Below are 14,596 nucleotides of genomic sequence, written 5' to 3' on the forward strand. Positions count from 1 at the left end.
CGTCCTGATCACCTCAGGCGGAGGGCTGTGGCCCGACCATGGCGCTGCGGTATGTGCTGCCGGGACTGGCTCCGCGTCGAACTGACGGACTGACAATACTGACGGAACCTCGGATTTGGCGTTTTCCCCGGGCGGAATGGCCTGTCCCGCGGGGGTTTCGTCAGTTCTGTCAGTTCTGTCAGTTCGGCAAAGACCTGCAGTTGCCGCTTGAAGCCACCGGGTCATGCTTCACCTCGGACAGCAGGATTGACCGAATAAAGCCGCTTCGGCGCACCGCCCCTTGGGCTCGGCGGCAGTTCGACGTTACGGATCAGGTCGGCGGTTTCCAGAACCTTGATGGCAGGGTTGATCCTCTCCATGTCCTGGAGGTGGGTTCGTTGCTTGCGCCGCACGTCGCGCGCGGTGAAGCTCCGCCAGCCTTCTTCACGGATCAGAGCCAGCAGGGCGCGGGCAGACCGCTGCGCCGGGTTCCCGGCGTTCTCTGCATAGGCGCGTTTCGCCATCGGCAGCAGATAGGCCTCAACCAAATGCGCGGCGCGTCCGAAGTGGTTGACCGTGATTTCCTGCGGTTCCTGCGCTTCGCCCGATGCCCATTCCATCAGCGCCAGCACGAGCGCCAGGCGCACGGCCACGCCCGGCAACTTGCCGATAAAGGAAAGCATCAACCCCTCGGTATCGATTTCCCAACTCCGAACGGCCTGCCGGAAACCATCCAGAAGGTCGCGCGCATCATTCGTGAACGGCACGAACCATGGCCGGCGTTCGCCGTGTTCGTCGGCGGGCATCTGCAACGTCAGCAGCCGCGCGATGGCATTCTCGATGAAGGTTTCGTCATGGAACACCTCGGGGCGCTTCACGGGCGCGGGGTGCGGCCAGACGGGCATCAGACGGGCCAACAGGCCGTCATCATCGGATTTGATCAGCAGGCTGCGCAGCCGGTCGGGCTGGATACCGCCCAGCACGCCCAGCGTGAGCCTGTCGATATAAACCGGATCGCGGCCCATGCGCTCGACCGAATAGGCGCGGCCGCCATAGGCTTCCAGCCAGAACGGACGATCAGAACCACCACCGGAATAGCGGCTCATGCCCTGCAACCATCCGGCCAGTTCATCGCGAGCCAGCAGGGTGCCACGCGGCTGGCCCGACATGATGACCGCCAGCTTCTCGACCGTGGCATCAGAAACAGCCAGGCGGGGCATCACGGGTTCCGGGCCGGGGTTTGCCGATGCCGGGCGCGAAGGCGGATCTTCTCCAGCCTTGATTGCGGCCTTCACGGCCTCCTTCCAGGTGGATTCGGCCAGGCGGGCGACCTCGGCCTTCGCACGCCAGTCGTTGATATCGGTCTGCGCGGATTCGCGCATCTGGCGTTCGGATTTCTTGAGCGGCATCAGGACGGCATCAAGGCCGGGGCTTTTGCCCGCGGAGGGATTGCCGATAACCATGAACCACGGAACGGGCGGTTCGGCCCACCCCTGCCAAGGCGACGCCCAGCGGGTATTCCCAATGAGAGAGCCACAAACTGACAGAACTGACGCAACCACATAGTCGGCCGGCGCCCCCTTGCATTCGGCGGCCTTGCGCATCCAGTCTGCCCAACGCACCGAAAAAACCTGATCCAAAGGCAGGGGGGGCGGTTCGGGGATTTCAGCTTGAAGCAAGCGCAGATCCGCATCGGGCCATTCTTCCGAGAAGGGCATGGCGGCGGGATGCAACTGTTCGGGCATCGCGTTCATGCGGCGGCCCCTTTCTGATTCAGGATATCGTTCCAGTCCCGTCCCTCGGGGGCTGGCAAAAGGCTGACGGACCAGCCCAGGGCGCTGGCGCGCTCGGCCAGCTTGTGCGCGGCATCATGGCCCGGCCTGTCGCCGTCGCTGGCGATGGTCAGCCGCCCCGGTCGGGAAGGCAGGCGCAGACCGGCAATGCCGGCACAGGACAGCGCCGCCCAGATCGTCGCAGGCCGCCCGAGCAGGCCGCAGGCGAGGCTCAGCGCCGTCTCGATGCCCTCGGCCACCACCAGCGGCCCTTGCGCGACGGTCAGCCGCACGGCGCCACCGAGCGCCGCGCCCAGCATGGCCTTGGGCGGGTCCAGATCGGCCTTGCCGCTGCCATCGGGGCGCAGATAGGTGCGATGCACCGCCAGCCGGGGAAGCCCGTCGATCCGGGCCACCATGGCCGGCGCGCGCTGGGCGCCGGGATGCCAGCAATCGGGATGGAAGCGCAGGCTATCCGGCAAGGCGCAGGTGATGCCCCGGCCCCGCAGGTAGGTTTCCGCGATGGTGCCACTGATCGGTTGCGCCTCGCGCCAGCAGGCCAGCGCGCGCTTTTCAGCCATCGCCGCAGCGGCCTCGTCCTCGGCCTTGCGGCGGGCCATCTCCGCCGGGCTCAGCGGCTCGGGGCGGTAATCCCGCGACAGCATGCCCCGCGAGCGCAGGGCATCCAGAATGTCGGTGAAGGCGCAGCCGGTCTTGCAGTTCAGCAGCAGGCGCCCATCCGGGGCGTCGGCCAGCGAAAGCGAGGGCTTGCGGTCGCCATGGGCCGGGCAGCAGGCTAGGCCATAGCGGCCATACCACTTGCCGCCCAGCGATTGCGTCAGGGTGCGGGCGTCAGTCACGGTCAACCCCCCAGATCAGGGCAGCCAGCATCGCTGCGCGGTCGTGGCTGATGCCGTAGCGGATGCAGAGGCGGGAAATGCGAAGCGCCATCATGCCGCACCGCCTTTCCTGGCCTTGCCCAGCGCCTCCAGGACGGCCGGCAGCAGGTCGAGCCGAAAGGCCAGTCCCTGCTTGCCGGGGCGCATCTCCCCCGCATCGTCGCGATACCAGACCCGGATATTGACGATATCGTGGCCCTTGAAGGTTTCCGCCGTGAAGCGGATTTCCTCACGGGCGTTCTTCTGCACAATGCCCAGGTCCGTCATGCCGCAGCCTCCCGGCCGGGGGTCACGCTGGACCGCAGGACATAGCGCGCATGATGGCCGGGGAACGGCCCCTCATGGCTTTCGTGGATCGTCTCGATGCAGATGCCAGCCTTTTTCAGCTTGAACACATAGGCCGACCAGCGCGGGCCGGGATGGTCGATGGGCGTGCAACCTCTCGGCCCGGCTTGCATCAGGTTCTCCAAGGCCCAGCGGTCCCGGCCCTTGACGACGACCACGCGGGGATCTGCTTCCCCGTCGCGAATGGTGAATGCCCGTGCGGGCCATTGCTCTTTGAAGGACATAGCCTTGCCTCATCTCTTGCGGGCAAGGGCGCTGGGCGCTATATTGGCGGTATTACCCTACCGCCACACGAATGCGCCGCCGCCCTACTGCCCGAGGGTGGCGGTTTCGTTATGCGGCGCCCGCAATTTCAGCCCGGCGCCGCTCCCAGCCTTCAAGCTCAGAGAGCTTCCAGCGGGTGCATCCGGGCGTCAGCGTGACGGGTTTCGGAAAGGTCGGATCGGTTCGTGCCCAGCGCCAAGGCGTTTTCGGGTGAACCCCGTAGCGGGCGGCAATCTGAGTAGCTGCAAGGTAGGTATCGGCCATGATGCTCTCCAATCTGTAGCGATTGGGAGCAGTCTGATGGCGCTTATCGCTTATTGCTCCCGGCGTTTAATCGAGAAACCTCGGAAGTCCTTCGTCGTCTTGGGCAGCCCGTCCAAGCGGCGGCGCACCCGGTCGGAGTGAATATCAACGCAATCTTGCAGTGTTTCTCCGCGCCAAGGCAATTGGCCTAACCGCAGATAGGTCCGGGCGACGGTAGGGATTTGTTCGGATATGGCGTCCCGGTCGCCTTCCTTGCCCGGTGCAACTAACGCAACGGCATCCCGCAAAAGCATGGAGTCCCACAGCGCCAACTTATCATCACCCGACGCAGCGGGCGGGCGTCCCTTCACGCCCTTGCGGCGCGCAGCCTCAGCGATTTCTTTGAGGATGAGGGCGCATTGCCGGGCAGCGTTACGCCTCACTTCTTCGTCGTGCAGATCAAGGTTTGCTCGCACGCTTTCCGCCTCGTTGGCGGAAACGCTCTTCACATGGGCAAGCGTCCAGTGAACGCCTCCCGAAAAACACGCTTCGGCAAGGGCATTTTCCATCAGCTTTTGTGCGCGAAGGGTATATTCGCCGACGCGACCATTCGGCAAATTCGCGCGATGCTGATATACAGCCCCCTCGGCAACCCGCGCAAAGGACATGGCGGTCATTTGTTGAAAGGGGGAGTCGGGTTCGACTGTTGCACCGGCTGCATATGCTTCGATAACTTCAAGGAAGGATAGCGGGTCTATATCCGATAGAAGGAATTGGTTTGGGGGCTTCTTCCCTTTCGCCATCAGCGGTCTAACCTCACAACTTTAGCCCCGGCCCGGTCATTGCCGGTCAGGAAACCCGCCCAAGCCGCCATCATCGCGCGGCGCTTCTCAACCATGTCTCCGCGCCGATACGACGCCTCGACCGCGTTCCCGACCTTATGGGCAAGCGCGACCTCGGCCATATCGCCGGGGAAATGGGTTTCCTCTGCAATCCAGTCCCGGAAGGTCGAGCGCAGGCCATGGGGCACCGCAGGGCGCTTACTGGCCCTGTCGATGAAACCGGGGCCGTCCTCGGCCAGATCAGCAGCATGCAACCGCTTCATGGTGGCGCTCAGCGTCATGTCGGACATTTCCCCGCCACGGGGAGCCGGAAACACCAGCGGGTTATCCGCGAACCTGGGGAGCGCCTTGAGCAGATCCACGGCGTCCTTGGTCAGCGGCACCCGATGCTCTCGATCCATCTTCATGCGTTCGGCCGGGATGATCCACATCGCCGCCGCCAAGTCGATTTCCTCCCAGCGCGCGCCCCGCACCTCCTGCGACCGGGCCGCGGTCAGAGCGGCAAATTCGAGCGCGCGGCTTCCCATGCCTTCCCGCTTCCGAAGTGCAGCGAACCAGCGGGGAGCATCCGCGATCTGCACCGCAGGGTGATTTCCCTCCTTCGCGACCTTGGAGGGCGCAGGCAGCAACTCTTTCAGATTGCCGGCCCAACGCGCCGGATTGTCGCCCACACGGTGCCCGGCCACCGTCGCCCATGAAAGAACCGCCTCGATTCGCCCGCGCAGGCGCGATGCCGTTTCAGTTTTGGTCGACCAGATCGGCTGCAACACGCGCAGCACGTCCTGCACGGTGATATCCTGAACCAACAGCGCCCCCAGGCCGGGAATGGCGTAGCTCTTGAGCGTATTGCCCCATTGCTGCTTGTGCTTCTCGTTCTTGAAGGCGTCCAGTTTCGCGGCAAGATACTGGTCGACGGCATCCGCAAACGTCAGGCCCCGAAGCTGCGCAGCCACAAGGGCTGCCTTCGCCGCTTTCCTTTCTTCGACCGGATCAATGCCGTTTCGAATCTTTTCCTTTGCCTCGCGCGCGCGCTCTCGGGCCATTGCAAGGGACACCTCCGGGAAGCCGCCCAGCCCGATTTCCCGGCGCCTGGCGCCGACCATCGCCCTAAGCAGCCATGTGCGGCCACCTGCGGGCGTGATCTGCAACAGCAGCCCAGAGACGCCGCCGACCGCGAACGTGGCATTGCCCCCTTTGCCGGGGTGCTGCAATCTTTTCACCTCAAGCGGCGAAAGCTCTTTGGCGAGACGCGGCACTCAAAGCCCTCCATCATACCCGCCATCATTGTTGCTGCCGTCCGCTACCAAATGCAACCACATACTACTAGGGCGGCAGATATTTCCTAGGAATCCTTGGCTTATGAGCTTCCGATTGCTACCGAGATGCCCTGACTAATGGCGGGCACCCTCTCCGCCACTTCCCTTTGATATTGCTTGGTAATTTCAGATTCGGGCGAATACGCCCGCCGGACGGATTTCCCGGTCGGCCACCCCGAGCCAGCGATGCCTGGGCAAGGTCAGAAGGGCCGGTAGACCGCGATCAGCGCCGCCATCACCCAAAGCGCCACCGCCGCAGCCATGCCGCCGAACCCAAAGGCCAGCAGACGCGCGGCTCCCCTGCGGTCGAGGCCGACAAGGAACGCGGCAAGCGCGGTCATGGACAGAAAAAGCGTCGCTCCCATGCCGGCAAGTTTAGCGCGCCGACCCCGCCGGCGGCAGCCGCGGGCAAATCGCACGGCCCGTTCCTGCCCAAACCGCCTGGGCGGATGCGCAAGATCTTGCCCGCACTGGCAGCGCCGGACCTGATGCATTAATGGTCCCGAAGCAGGATTTTCCAGGACGCCATGACCGACGACCCCCTCATCCTCAGGCAGATTTCCGAAGGGCGCGACCGCACGAGGGCCTATCTGCACATCGGCAAGACCGGCGGGACGACCTTCCGGGCGGCCGCCGAAAGGGTGGCTGCGGCCGAGCCGTTCCGCGTCCCGCTGATCTTTCATCACGACTGGACCGTCCCCAGGATCAGGGCGGCGTTTCCCGGAATCAGGATATCCTTCGTGCTGCGCGACCCGTTGGAGCGCATCGTCAGCGGGTTCATGTCGCGCCTGCGGCAGGGGCGCCCGACCTACCAGAGCCCCTGGACCGTCGAGGAAGCCACCGCCTTCCTGCATTTCCGCGACGCGCGCGCCTATCTCGACGCCATATTGTCGGGCGGGGAATACGAAATGTCCGCCGTCGACTTCGCCACCCGGTCGATCGCCCATATCCGGCGCGGCTATCGCTTTCACATCCCGAACACCGCCACCGCATCGAAATGGCTCGGTTCCGTCGGAACCCTGGCGAGCCTGGAGAGCTTTGCGCAAAAGCTTCTTGGCGGCCCGGTGGAGCTGGGGCATGCGCATGTCAACCCGGTCCCGGCCAGGGACATCCTGAAACACTACGGGGCGGACGAACTCGACCGGCTGCGGCGGCATTTTGCGGATGAATACCAGGTGTTCAACGAAATGATGCAGGCGGCCGAGCCCTGAGAGGGGATCGGCGCCGCCGCGCGCGATGCGGCCGCCATGGGGTTTTTCCGAAGCGGACCAGGCAAGGGGCGCCCCCGGCAGGGGCGCCCCCCAAGGCGGCTAGAAATCCCAGCTGATGCCCATGGAGACCTCGTCCTGCTCCATGAACAGGGTGGTCTGCTGGCCCAGGCCCGGCGTCCGGTTGGCGCCGGACTTCGATTCGCGGAAGGCATGGGTGTAGCTGCCGGTCAGCGTGGCCCGCTCGCCCAGCCTGTAGCTATACCCGATCGAGGCATGCCAGCGCGGCGTCGCCGGGGCCATGATGTTCAGCAGCACCTCGTCGCCCTGATCGATGAAGCTCGAGGCATGGCTGATGCCGCCGCGAAGCGTCAGCCTGTCGTTCACCCTTTGGGCGGCGGAGACGCGGACGACGTCCATGTCCTTCCAGCCGAAACCGGGGCCGCCGGCGCTGCCAAGGGGCGCGGCCAGCATCGCCCCGCTATTGGCCAGCGAAGGGACCGAGCCATAGAAGATGCGCTGATATTCGGCGGTCAGCGTCAGGCCGGGGCGGTCGGCCGGGCGGAAGGCGACGCCCAGCGTCGCCATCGCCGGGATGTCGAATTCGCCGCCATCGGCGAAAAGGCCCGCATAATCCTCGAAAGGCTGCATGTCGATGCGGCTGCGCCAGGACGCGCCCAGGGTCCATTGGCTGTCCACCTGGTAAAGCACGCCCAGCGACACCCCCAGGCCGGTCGACCAATCGTCGCCGCCATGGGTCACGGCGCCGGGCGCGGCGGACATGCCGGCAAAGGCCCCCAGCCCCGTTGCGCTGAACCGCTGCACCGCAAGCACCGGCCCCAGGCCCACCGAGAGCCGCGGCGTCAGCTTGCGGGAATAGTTCAGGCTGATGAAGGCCTGCTCCAGATTGATCCCCAGCGGATCGGTGGACGCAGACGGGTCAAGGGCGGCAAAGGGGTTGGCGCCGTATTCCACGTTCATGCCGCCATTGCCGAACATGAAGACGGCGACCGAACTCTGCTCGTCCAGCTTGTAGTTGAACCCGCCGCAGGGGATCCAGAAAAGGCTGTTGCCGCTGGTCTGGCTGCCGGGCGCCAGCGGCCCGCCGGGGGCGATGCTGAAGCCGCGCTCGGGCCCAAAGCCGGTCAGGCAAATCCCCGCCTGGGTCGGCAACGCGGTGCCCGTGGCGGGGTTCTGGGCCAGGCCCAGAATGCTGGTGGGTATCGCGACCCCCGCCCCGGCCATCCCCTTCGAGGTGCCGCCATAGCCATTGGCGAAATAGCCGTTCGTGGCCTCGGCCGCAGTTGCGCCAAGGATTGCCGTCAGCATCGCGCCTCCGGCCAGTGCCGCAAGGCGGCCTGGTTCTGTTCCGTTCATTCGTTCCTCCCTGATCCGGGGCCTCCCCGCCCCGCTTGCCCCTGCGGCCCCCGCTCTCCCTTCGGGAACGACAGAAGATGCATACATTCGTATGTAAAGATATTGCCATGCGTCAAGCGAATGTCGCGAAGGGCGCGCACCAAGGCCGCGCAGGGCGCAAGACGGCAAGGCCCGCCGGCGCTGGCCCGTCCCGGCCAGGGGGCTTTCGTTGCTGTCCGGGCAACGCGATGTTCCAGTTCCCGGACTGGTCGATCCCGCACCAAGATTTCATAGTCCGTCGAAAAACCGCCACAACAGAGAGGAAATCCCATGCGGGACACCCCTGCCTTCAGCCCCGGAACCTGGGCGCTGCACGCGACCGTGCTTGTCATCGTCTGCATCGCCGAGGCGATCGGCGTGCTGAGGCTGCCCATCGGCATCGCCGCCATCATCCTGCTGCCGATGCTTTATGCCTTCGCCATGGGCATCGTGCTGAACCCGAACATCACGCGCGCGACCGGACGGCTGCTGACCCCCGGCGTGCAGAAGTTCGCGGGCGGCATGATCACCATCGCCATCACCCCCTTCGTCGCCAAGTTCGGCACGACGGTCGGCCCCCAGATCCAGGCCATCATCGACGCCGGCCCCGCCCTGGTCCTGCAAGAGATCGGCAACCTCGGCACCATCGTCATCGCCTTCCCGGTCGCCGTCTTCCTGCTGCGCATGGGGCGCGAGACCATCGGCGCGGTCTATTCCATCGACCGCGAGCCGAACCTGGCCCTGATCGCCGAGAAATACGGCCTCGACAGCCCCGAGGGCGCGGGCGTCATGGGCGTCTATGCCACCGGCACGCTGATCGGCACCTTCGTCTTTGCCATCATGCCGCCCCTGATCCATGCGCTTGGCGTCTTCGACGTCCGGGCGCTGGCCATGTCCTGCGGCGTCGGCTCGGGGTCCATGCTGGCGGCCTGCACCGGCGCGCTGGTCAATGTCATCCCCGAGCAGAAGGATCTGATCCTGGGCCTGGCGGGCGCCTCGAACGTGCTGACCTATGCCACCGGGCTTTATGTCGGCATGTTCGTCGCCCTGCCCTTGACCGAATGGCTGTTCCGCAAGGCCCGGCCCGAGCTTTACAACCAGGGATGAGATCATGAGCAAGACCGCTGAAAACCTGCCCCTGGGCAACGAGGAACTGGACGAGCGCCGGATTCGCATCGGCGAAACCGCGATCCTGCTGCTGATCGCCTGCGTCATCGGCACGATTGCGAACCATGTCTCGACCGGCACCGGCGCGTTCGAGGCGCTGCCGGGGATGGCCTTCCTGTATCTCTGCTCGGTCGTCGGGCTGATGCTGGCCCGCTTCGTGCCCTTCTACCTGCCGGCCGTCGCCTGGGTGTCGCTGATCGCCATCGTCGCCACGATCCCCGGCGTTCCCGGTTCGGACTGGGTGGTGCGGCAGGCCGACAAGATCAACTTCCTGTCGCTGGCCACGCCCGCCCTGGCCTATGGCGGGCTGGCGCTGTCGGCCAAGGAATTCGCCATCGCCAGAAGCTCGGGCTGGAAGATCGTCATCGTCGCCATCTGCGTCATGCTGGGCACCTATATGGGCTCGGTGGTGATCGCCGACCTGACGCTGAGGCTCTTCTGATGCGCGAGCTGCCGGCAGAGGTGGTGGCCGATGCGGTCGCATGGCGCAGGCAGCTGCATCGCAACCCCGAGCTGGGGTTCCAGGAGCATGAGACCGCCGGTTTCATCGCGGCGAAGCTGGCGGAATTCGGCTATGAGGTCCGGCGCGGCATCGGCCGGACCGGGGTGGTCGGCAGCCTGGCGAAAGGCAGCGGCAATCGCGCCATCGGCATCCGCGCCGACATCGACGCCCTGCCGATCGCCGAGGCCAGCGGCGTCGAATGGGCCTCGGGCAATCCCGGCCGGGCGCATGCCTGCGGCCATGACGGCCATACGGCGGTGGCTCTGGCCGCCGCCCGCCTGCTGGCCGGCATGCCGTTCGAGGGCACGCTCCGCTTCATCTTCCAGCCGGCCGAGGAGAACGAGGGCGGCGGGCGGGCCATGGTCGAGGACGGGCTGTTCCGCGACTGCCCGGTCGATGCGGTCTATGCGCTGCACAACTGGCCCGGCCTGCCGCTCGGCACGCTGGTGGCGCGCGACCGCGAGATGATGGCGGCCTTCGGCACCTTCGAGATCCGCCTTCTGGGCCAGGGCGCGCATGGCGCCATGCCGCATGAGGGGGCGGATACGCTGCTGGCCGCCGCGCATCTGGTGACGGCGCTGCAATCCATCGCGGCGCGCAACGTCAGCCCGCTGGACAGCGCGGTCCTGTCGGTGACGCAGATCCATGGCGGCGACGCCTGGAACGTGCTGCCCGAGACGGCCGTCATCCGCGGCACCACCCGCTGGTTCGATCCGGCCGTCGGCGACCTGATCGAGGCGCGGCTGCGCAAGCTGGCCGCATCGGTGGCCGAGGGTTTCGGCTGCACGGCCGGGATCGACTATGAACGGCGCTATCCCTCGACCCTCAACACGCCCGAGAACGCCGCCCTGGTGCGGAAGGTCGCGGCGGCGGGCGGGCTTTCGGTCGTCGATGCCCCGCCCAGCATGGCGGCCGAGGATTTCGCCTTCATGCTGAACCAGGTGCCGGGCTGCTATTTCTGGATGGGGTCCGCCCGCGAGACCGGCGACAATCCGGGCCTGCATTCGCCGCGCTTCGATTTCAACGATGCGCTGATCCCGCCTGCCGTCGGCTTCTGGCTGGACCTGGCGCTGGCAGAGCTGCGCGCGCCTTGACTCGCGAGACGGACGGTCATCATCGTGAGGCGATGATGACCCTCGACCGCCGCGACATCCGCATCTATCTGGCCGTGCATCGCTATGGCTCGATCCGCGCCGCCAGCGACCAGCTTGGGCTGGCGCCCTCGGTCGTGTCGCGCCAGATCGCCGACCTCGAGGCGCAGCTGGGCGTCACGCTGTTCGAGCGCAGCTCGAAAGGCGTGCGCCTGACCGATGCCGGGAACCTGGTGCTGGAACATGCCCGCCATGTCGTCGAGGAGGCGGGCTTCCTTCAGGAACAGCTGGCCGACCTGCGCGGCATCCAGCAGCGCAACATCCGCATCCATTGCGGCGAGGGATTCCTGGCGGATTTCATCCGAAACGGCCTGGCCGGATTCGTGTCGCACAGCCCGCATGTGCGCTATGAGCTGCTGATCGGCTCGACGGACACGGTGGTCGCGGCGCTGGCCAATGGCGAAAGCGACATCGGCATCGCCTACAACCCGCCGGTGACGGGATCGGTGCGCAGCATCGTTTCGGCCAGCCACCCGCTTTGCGTGGTGATGCCGCCCGGCCATGCGCTGGCCGGCCTGCCGCAGGTCCGGCTGGCCGATTGCCTGGCCTTTCCCCTGGCGCTGCTGCCCAGGGGGCACGGCACCACCGACCTGCTGGCGCGGGTCGCCTCGGACAGCGGGCTTGCGCTGGCGCCGCAGCTGATGACCACCTCGATCGACGCGCTGCGCCGCTTCGTGACCGCGGGGCTGGGGCTTGCCTTCCTGCCCCGCGCCTCGGTCGCCATGGACCTGGCCGAGGGCGCGGCGGTGGTGCGCGAACTGGCCGACCTGGCGCTTCTGGGGGCGACGGCGCATCTGATGGTGCGGGCGCGGCGGCGGCTGCCGGCCTCGGTGGCGCAACTGGCCGGACATCTGGAACGCAGCATGGCCAGCTTTGCCGATGTTGCGCAGAGGGCAACACCTCGTTCGTGATCCGACCGCTAGCGCCGGCACCCCGGTTGCGGGAATTGTCGGGCATCAACAGGAGAGGATCACATGACAGAAACATCCACCGTCGGCGTCGTGGGCCTGGGCGCGATGGGCCTTGGCATGGCGGCCTCGGCCGTCCGGGCCGGTTTCCGCACCCTGGGGTTCGACCTGTCCCCCGAGCGGTCCGAACAGGCCCGCGCCGCGGGCGTGGAGCCGGCGGGCGATCTGGCCCAGGTCTTTGCCGCCGATCACGTCGTCTTTTCCCTGCCCACGGCGCGCGATATCGAAAGGGTCATCGACCAGGTCTCGGGGGTGCTGCAGGGCCGGCCGCGGATCGTCGTCATCGACACCTCGACCTCGGAACCCGCGGTGTCGCGGGCGCTGGCGGCACGGCTGGCCGCCATGGGGCACGGCTTCCTGGACGCCCCGGTCTCGGGCGGGCCGGCGGGTGCGGCCAAGGGGGCGCTGACCATGATGATCGGCGGTTCCGCCGCCGACCTGGCCGATGCCCGGCCCGTCATCGACGCGCTGTCGGCCAAGGCGATCCATGTCGGCGACAGCGGCGCGGGCAATGTGGCCAAGCTGGTCAACAACCTGCTTTGCGCCGCCCATATGCTGACCACGGCCGAGGGGCTGCGCCTGGCCGAGGCGGCGGGCATCCCCGCGCAATCGGCGCTGGAGGTGCTGAACGCCGCGTCCGGCAGGTCCATGCTCAGCGAGGTGCATTTCCCCAACTGGGTGATGAACGGCGCCTTCGACAGCGGCTTCACCATGGCGCTGATGCAAAAGGACGTGCGGCTGGCGCGGCAGCTGGCCGAAGAATGCGGCGCCCGGCTGCCGCTGACCGAAAAGGCCGCGCAGCTTTGGGCCGATGCGCCCTACCAGGGCAGCGACGATTTTACCCGCATGGGCGATTTCCGGGCGAAATGAGGTAAGGGACATGAACGTGACGACAATCGACGCCGCCGAACAGGCCGACCGGATCCTGGCGCTCTATCGCGAGATCTTTCCGGGCGCCGACATCGGCAGCCTGGTCGGCGGAGAGATCCTGCCCGGCTCGGGCGCGCAGCTGGAGCTGACCGACCCGGCCTCGGGCCAGGTCTTCGCGCGCTATGCCGATGCCGGCGCGGCCGAGATCGACGCCGCCATGGCGGCGGCGGCCCAGGCGCAGCGCGAATGGATGGCGATGCCCGCCGCCGCGCGCGGCCGGATCATGTGGGCCATCGCCGACCGGATCCGCGCCCACGCCCCGCTGATCGCCGAGATCGAAAGCCGCTCGGCCGGGCGCCCGATCCGCGACATCCGCGGCGAGGCGCTGCGCGTGGCCGAGATGTTCGAATATTACGCCGGCTGGTGCGACAAGCTTTACGGCGACGTGATCCCGGTGCCCTCCAGCCACCTGAACTATACCCGGCACGAGCCGATCGGCGTGGTCATGCAGATCACCCCCTGGAACGCGCCGCTGTTCACCGGCGGCTGGCAGATCGCGCCCGCCATCTGCGCCGGCAACGGCGTGGTGATCAAGCCCTCGGAACTGACGCCGCTGTCCACGCTGATCCTGGGCCGGATGTGCGAGTTGGGCGGCGCGCCGCGCGGGCTGGTCAACGTCATCGCCGGGGCCGGGCCGACGGCGGGACAGGCCGGCGTCACCCATCCCCGGACGGGGCTGGTGGTCTTTGTCGGCTCGGCGCAGGCGGGCTCGGCCATCGCCGCGGCGGCGGCGCGGAACACCGTGCCCTGCGTGCTGGAACTGGGCGGCAAGTCGGCCAATATCGTCTTTCCCGATGCCGACCTGCCGCGTGCGGTCATCGGCGCCCAGGCGGCGATCTTTGCCGGCGCAGGGCAAAGCTGCGTCGCGGGCTCGCGCCTGCTGGTGCATCGCAGCATCAAGGACCGTTTCGTCGCGGCCTATGCCGAGGCGGCGGAACGGATCGCCTTGGGCCATCCCCTCGACGAGGCGACGCATGTCGGCCCGATCAACAACCGCCGGCAGTGGCAGAAGATCGCCGAGATGGTCGGCGCCGGCGTGGCCGAAGGCGCCCGCATCGCCGCCGGCGGCGGCCGGCCGGCATCGCTCGATGCGACCGGCGGCTTCTACTTCGCCCCGACGATCCTCGACGACCTGACGCCGCAGATGAGCGTGGCGCGCGAGGAAATCTTCGGCCCCGTCGTCTCGGTCCTGGGTTTCGAGACCGAGGAAGAGGCCGTCGCCCTGGCCAACGACAACCCCTATGGCCTGGCGGGCGCGGTCTGGACCGCGGACGTGGGCCGGGCGCATCGCATGGCCGCGGCGGTCCGCGCCGGCACCTTCTGGGTGAACGGCTACAAGACGATCAACGTCTGCTCGCCCTTTGGCGGCTTCGGGCGCTCGGGCTATGGCCGCTCGTCGGGGCAAGAGGCGCTGCTGGCCTATACCCAGACGAAAAGCATCTGGGTCGAGACCGCGGCCGAACCGCCGGTAAGCTTCGGCTACGCGCCCGGCTGATCGCGGGAAGCGGTCCGTGACACGGGGGATCGGTCGCAACCCGCGCCGATCCCGCGCGCATCCCGCAGTGGTCGCCCGACCCATGCGGCGCGGTTTGACCGCGCCCATTCCCCGCGACTA

Annotated in this window: 16 protein-coding genes; 7 read left to right on the forward strand and 9 right to left on the reverse strand. The window is 67.1% G+C overall.

Annotation, left to right across the window (positions count from 1 at the left end):
* Positions 1 to 221: 221 nt before the first annotated feature.
* The 8 genes from KF941_RS17460 to KF941_RS17495 all read right to left on the reverse strand — a co-directional run bounded on the left by KF941_RS17460 (position 222) and on the right by KF941_RS17495 (position 6,001).
* Positions 222 to 1,733, reverse strand: coding sequence for a YfjI family protein (locus tag KF941_RS17460; RefSeq protein ID WP_214274051.1), 1,512 nt, complete (start codon positions 1,731 to 1,733; stop codon positions 222 to 224).
* A complete protein-coding gene (locus tag KF941_RS17465) occupies positions 1,730 to 2,611 on the reverse strand; it encodes a toprim domain-containing protein (protein ID WP_346429008.1) in 882 nt (293 codons plus the stop codon). Before KF941_RS17465 ends, KF941_RS17460 begins: the two co-directional genes overlap by 4 nt.
* A 90-nt stretch (positions 2,612 to 2,701) precedes the next feature.
* The gene (locus KF941_RS17470) at positions 2,702 to 2,917 is read right to left on the reverse strand and encodes a transcriptional coactivator p15/PC4 family protein (RefSeq protein WP_214274053.1); all 216 of its coding nucleotides are present in this window, start codon (positions 2,915 to 2,917) and stop codon (positions 2,702 to 2,704) included.
* Positions 2,914 to 3,219, reverse strand: coding sequence for a hypothetical protein (locus KF941_RS17475; RefSeq protein ID WP_074991228.1), 306 nt, complete (start codon positions 3,217 to 3,219; stop codon positions 2,914 to 2,916). The genes KF941_RS17470 and KF941_RS17475 overlap by 4 nt, the downstream gene beginning before the upstream one ends.
* A gap of 109 nt (positions 3,220 to 3,328) precedes the next feature.
* Entirely contained in the window at positions 3,329 to 3,523 is a 195-nt protein-coding gene (locus tag KF941_RS17480; RefSeq protein WP_214274054.1) for an AlpA family phage regulatory protein, read from the reverse strand.
* Between the two features lie 50 nt (positions 3,524 to 3,573).
* A complete protein-coding gene (locus KF941_RS17485; protein WP_214274055.1) occupies positions 3,574 to 4,305 on the reverse strand; it encodes a hypothetical protein in 732 nt (243 codons plus the stop codon).
* Entirely contained in the window at positions 4,305 to 5,600 is a 1,296-nt protein-coding gene (locus KF941_RS17490) for an integrase arm-type DNA-binding domain-containing protein (RefSeq protein ID WP_214274056.1), read from the reverse strand. The genes KF941_RS17485 and KF941_RS17490 overlap by 1 nt, the downstream gene beginning before the upstream one ends.
* Before the next feature lie 260 nt (positions 5,601 to 5,860).
* On the reverse strand, positions 5,861 to 6,001 hold the full coding sequence (locus KF941_RS17495; RefSeq protein WP_157034065.1) for a hypothetical protein: 141 nt from the start codon (positions 5,999 to 6,001) through the stop codon (positions 5,861 to 5,863).
* A gap of 186 nt (positions 6,002 to 6,187) precedes the next feature.
* Between KF941_RS17495 and KF941_RS17500 the strand changes: the two genes are divergently transcribed.
* Positions 6,188 to 6,871 (forward strand): hypothetical protein, encoded by a 684-nt coding sequence (locus KF941_RS17500; protein WP_214274057.1) that lies wholly within the window; start codon positions 6,188 to 6,190, stop codon positions 6,869 to 6,871.
* A gap of 99 nt (positions 6,872 to 6,970) precedes the next feature.
* Here the strand turns inward: KF941_RS17500 and KF941_RS17505 are convergent, their stop codons facing one another.
* A complete protein-coding gene (locus KF941_RS17505; protein ID WP_214274058.1) occupies positions 6,971 to 8,197 on the reverse strand; it encodes an outer membrane protein transport protein in 1,227 nt (408 codons plus the stop codon).
* Positions 8,198 to 8,554: 357 nt separating this feature from the next.
* Between KF941_RS17505 and KF941_RS17510 the strand changes: the two genes are divergently transcribed.
* From KF941_RS17510 to KF941_RS17535, 6 genes are all read left to right on the forward strand, one after another.
* Positions 8,555 to 9,370 carry a DUF3100 domain-containing protein gene (locus KF941_RS17510; RefSeq protein ID WP_036752587.1) on the forward strand — a complete coding sequence of 272 codons (816 nt, stop codon included), beginning with the start codon at positions 8,555 to 8,557 and terminating at the stop codon, positions 9,368 to 9,370.
* Positions 9,371 to 9,374: 4 nt separating this feature from the next.
* Entirely contained in the window at positions 9,375 to 9,872 is a 498-nt protein-coding gene (locus KF941_RS17515) for a hypothetical protein (RefSeq protein ID WP_214274059.1), read from the forward strand.
* Entirely contained in the window at positions 9,872 to 11,026 is a 1,155-nt protein-coding gene (locus tag KF941_RS17520; RefSeq protein ID WP_214274060.1) for a M20 aminoacylase family protein, read from the forward strand. The genes KF941_RS17515 and KF941_RS17520 overlap by 1 nt, the downstream gene beginning before the upstream one ends.
* 32 nt (positions 11,027 to 11,058) lie before the next feature.
* A complete protein-coding gene (locus KF941_RS17525) occupies positions 11,059 to 11,994 on the forward strand; it encodes a LysR family transcriptional regulator (protein ID WP_214274061.1) in 936 nt (311 codons plus the stop codon).
* 63 nt (positions 11,995 to 12,057) lie between these two features.
* Positions 12,058 to 12,921: an NAD(P)-dependent oxidoreductase gene (locus KF941_RS17530; protein WP_214274062.1), complete on the forward strand. Its 864-nt coding sequence runs from the start codon at positions 12,058 to 12,060 to the stop codon at positions 12,919 to 12,921.
* A 10-nt stretch (positions 12,922 to 12,931) separates the two neighbouring features.
* Entirely contained in the window at positions 12,932 to 14,476 is a 1,545-nt protein-coding gene (locus tag KF941_RS17535) for an aldehyde dehydrogenase family protein (RefSeq protein ID WP_214274063.1), read from the forward strand.
* Positions 14,477 to 14,596: the final 120 nt, after the last annotated feature.

This window comes from Paracoccus sp. pheM1 (assembly GCF_018499825.1).
GTDB lineage: Bacteria > Pseudomonadota > Alphaproteobacteria > Rhodobacterales > Rhodobacteraceae > Paracoccus > Paracoccus versutus.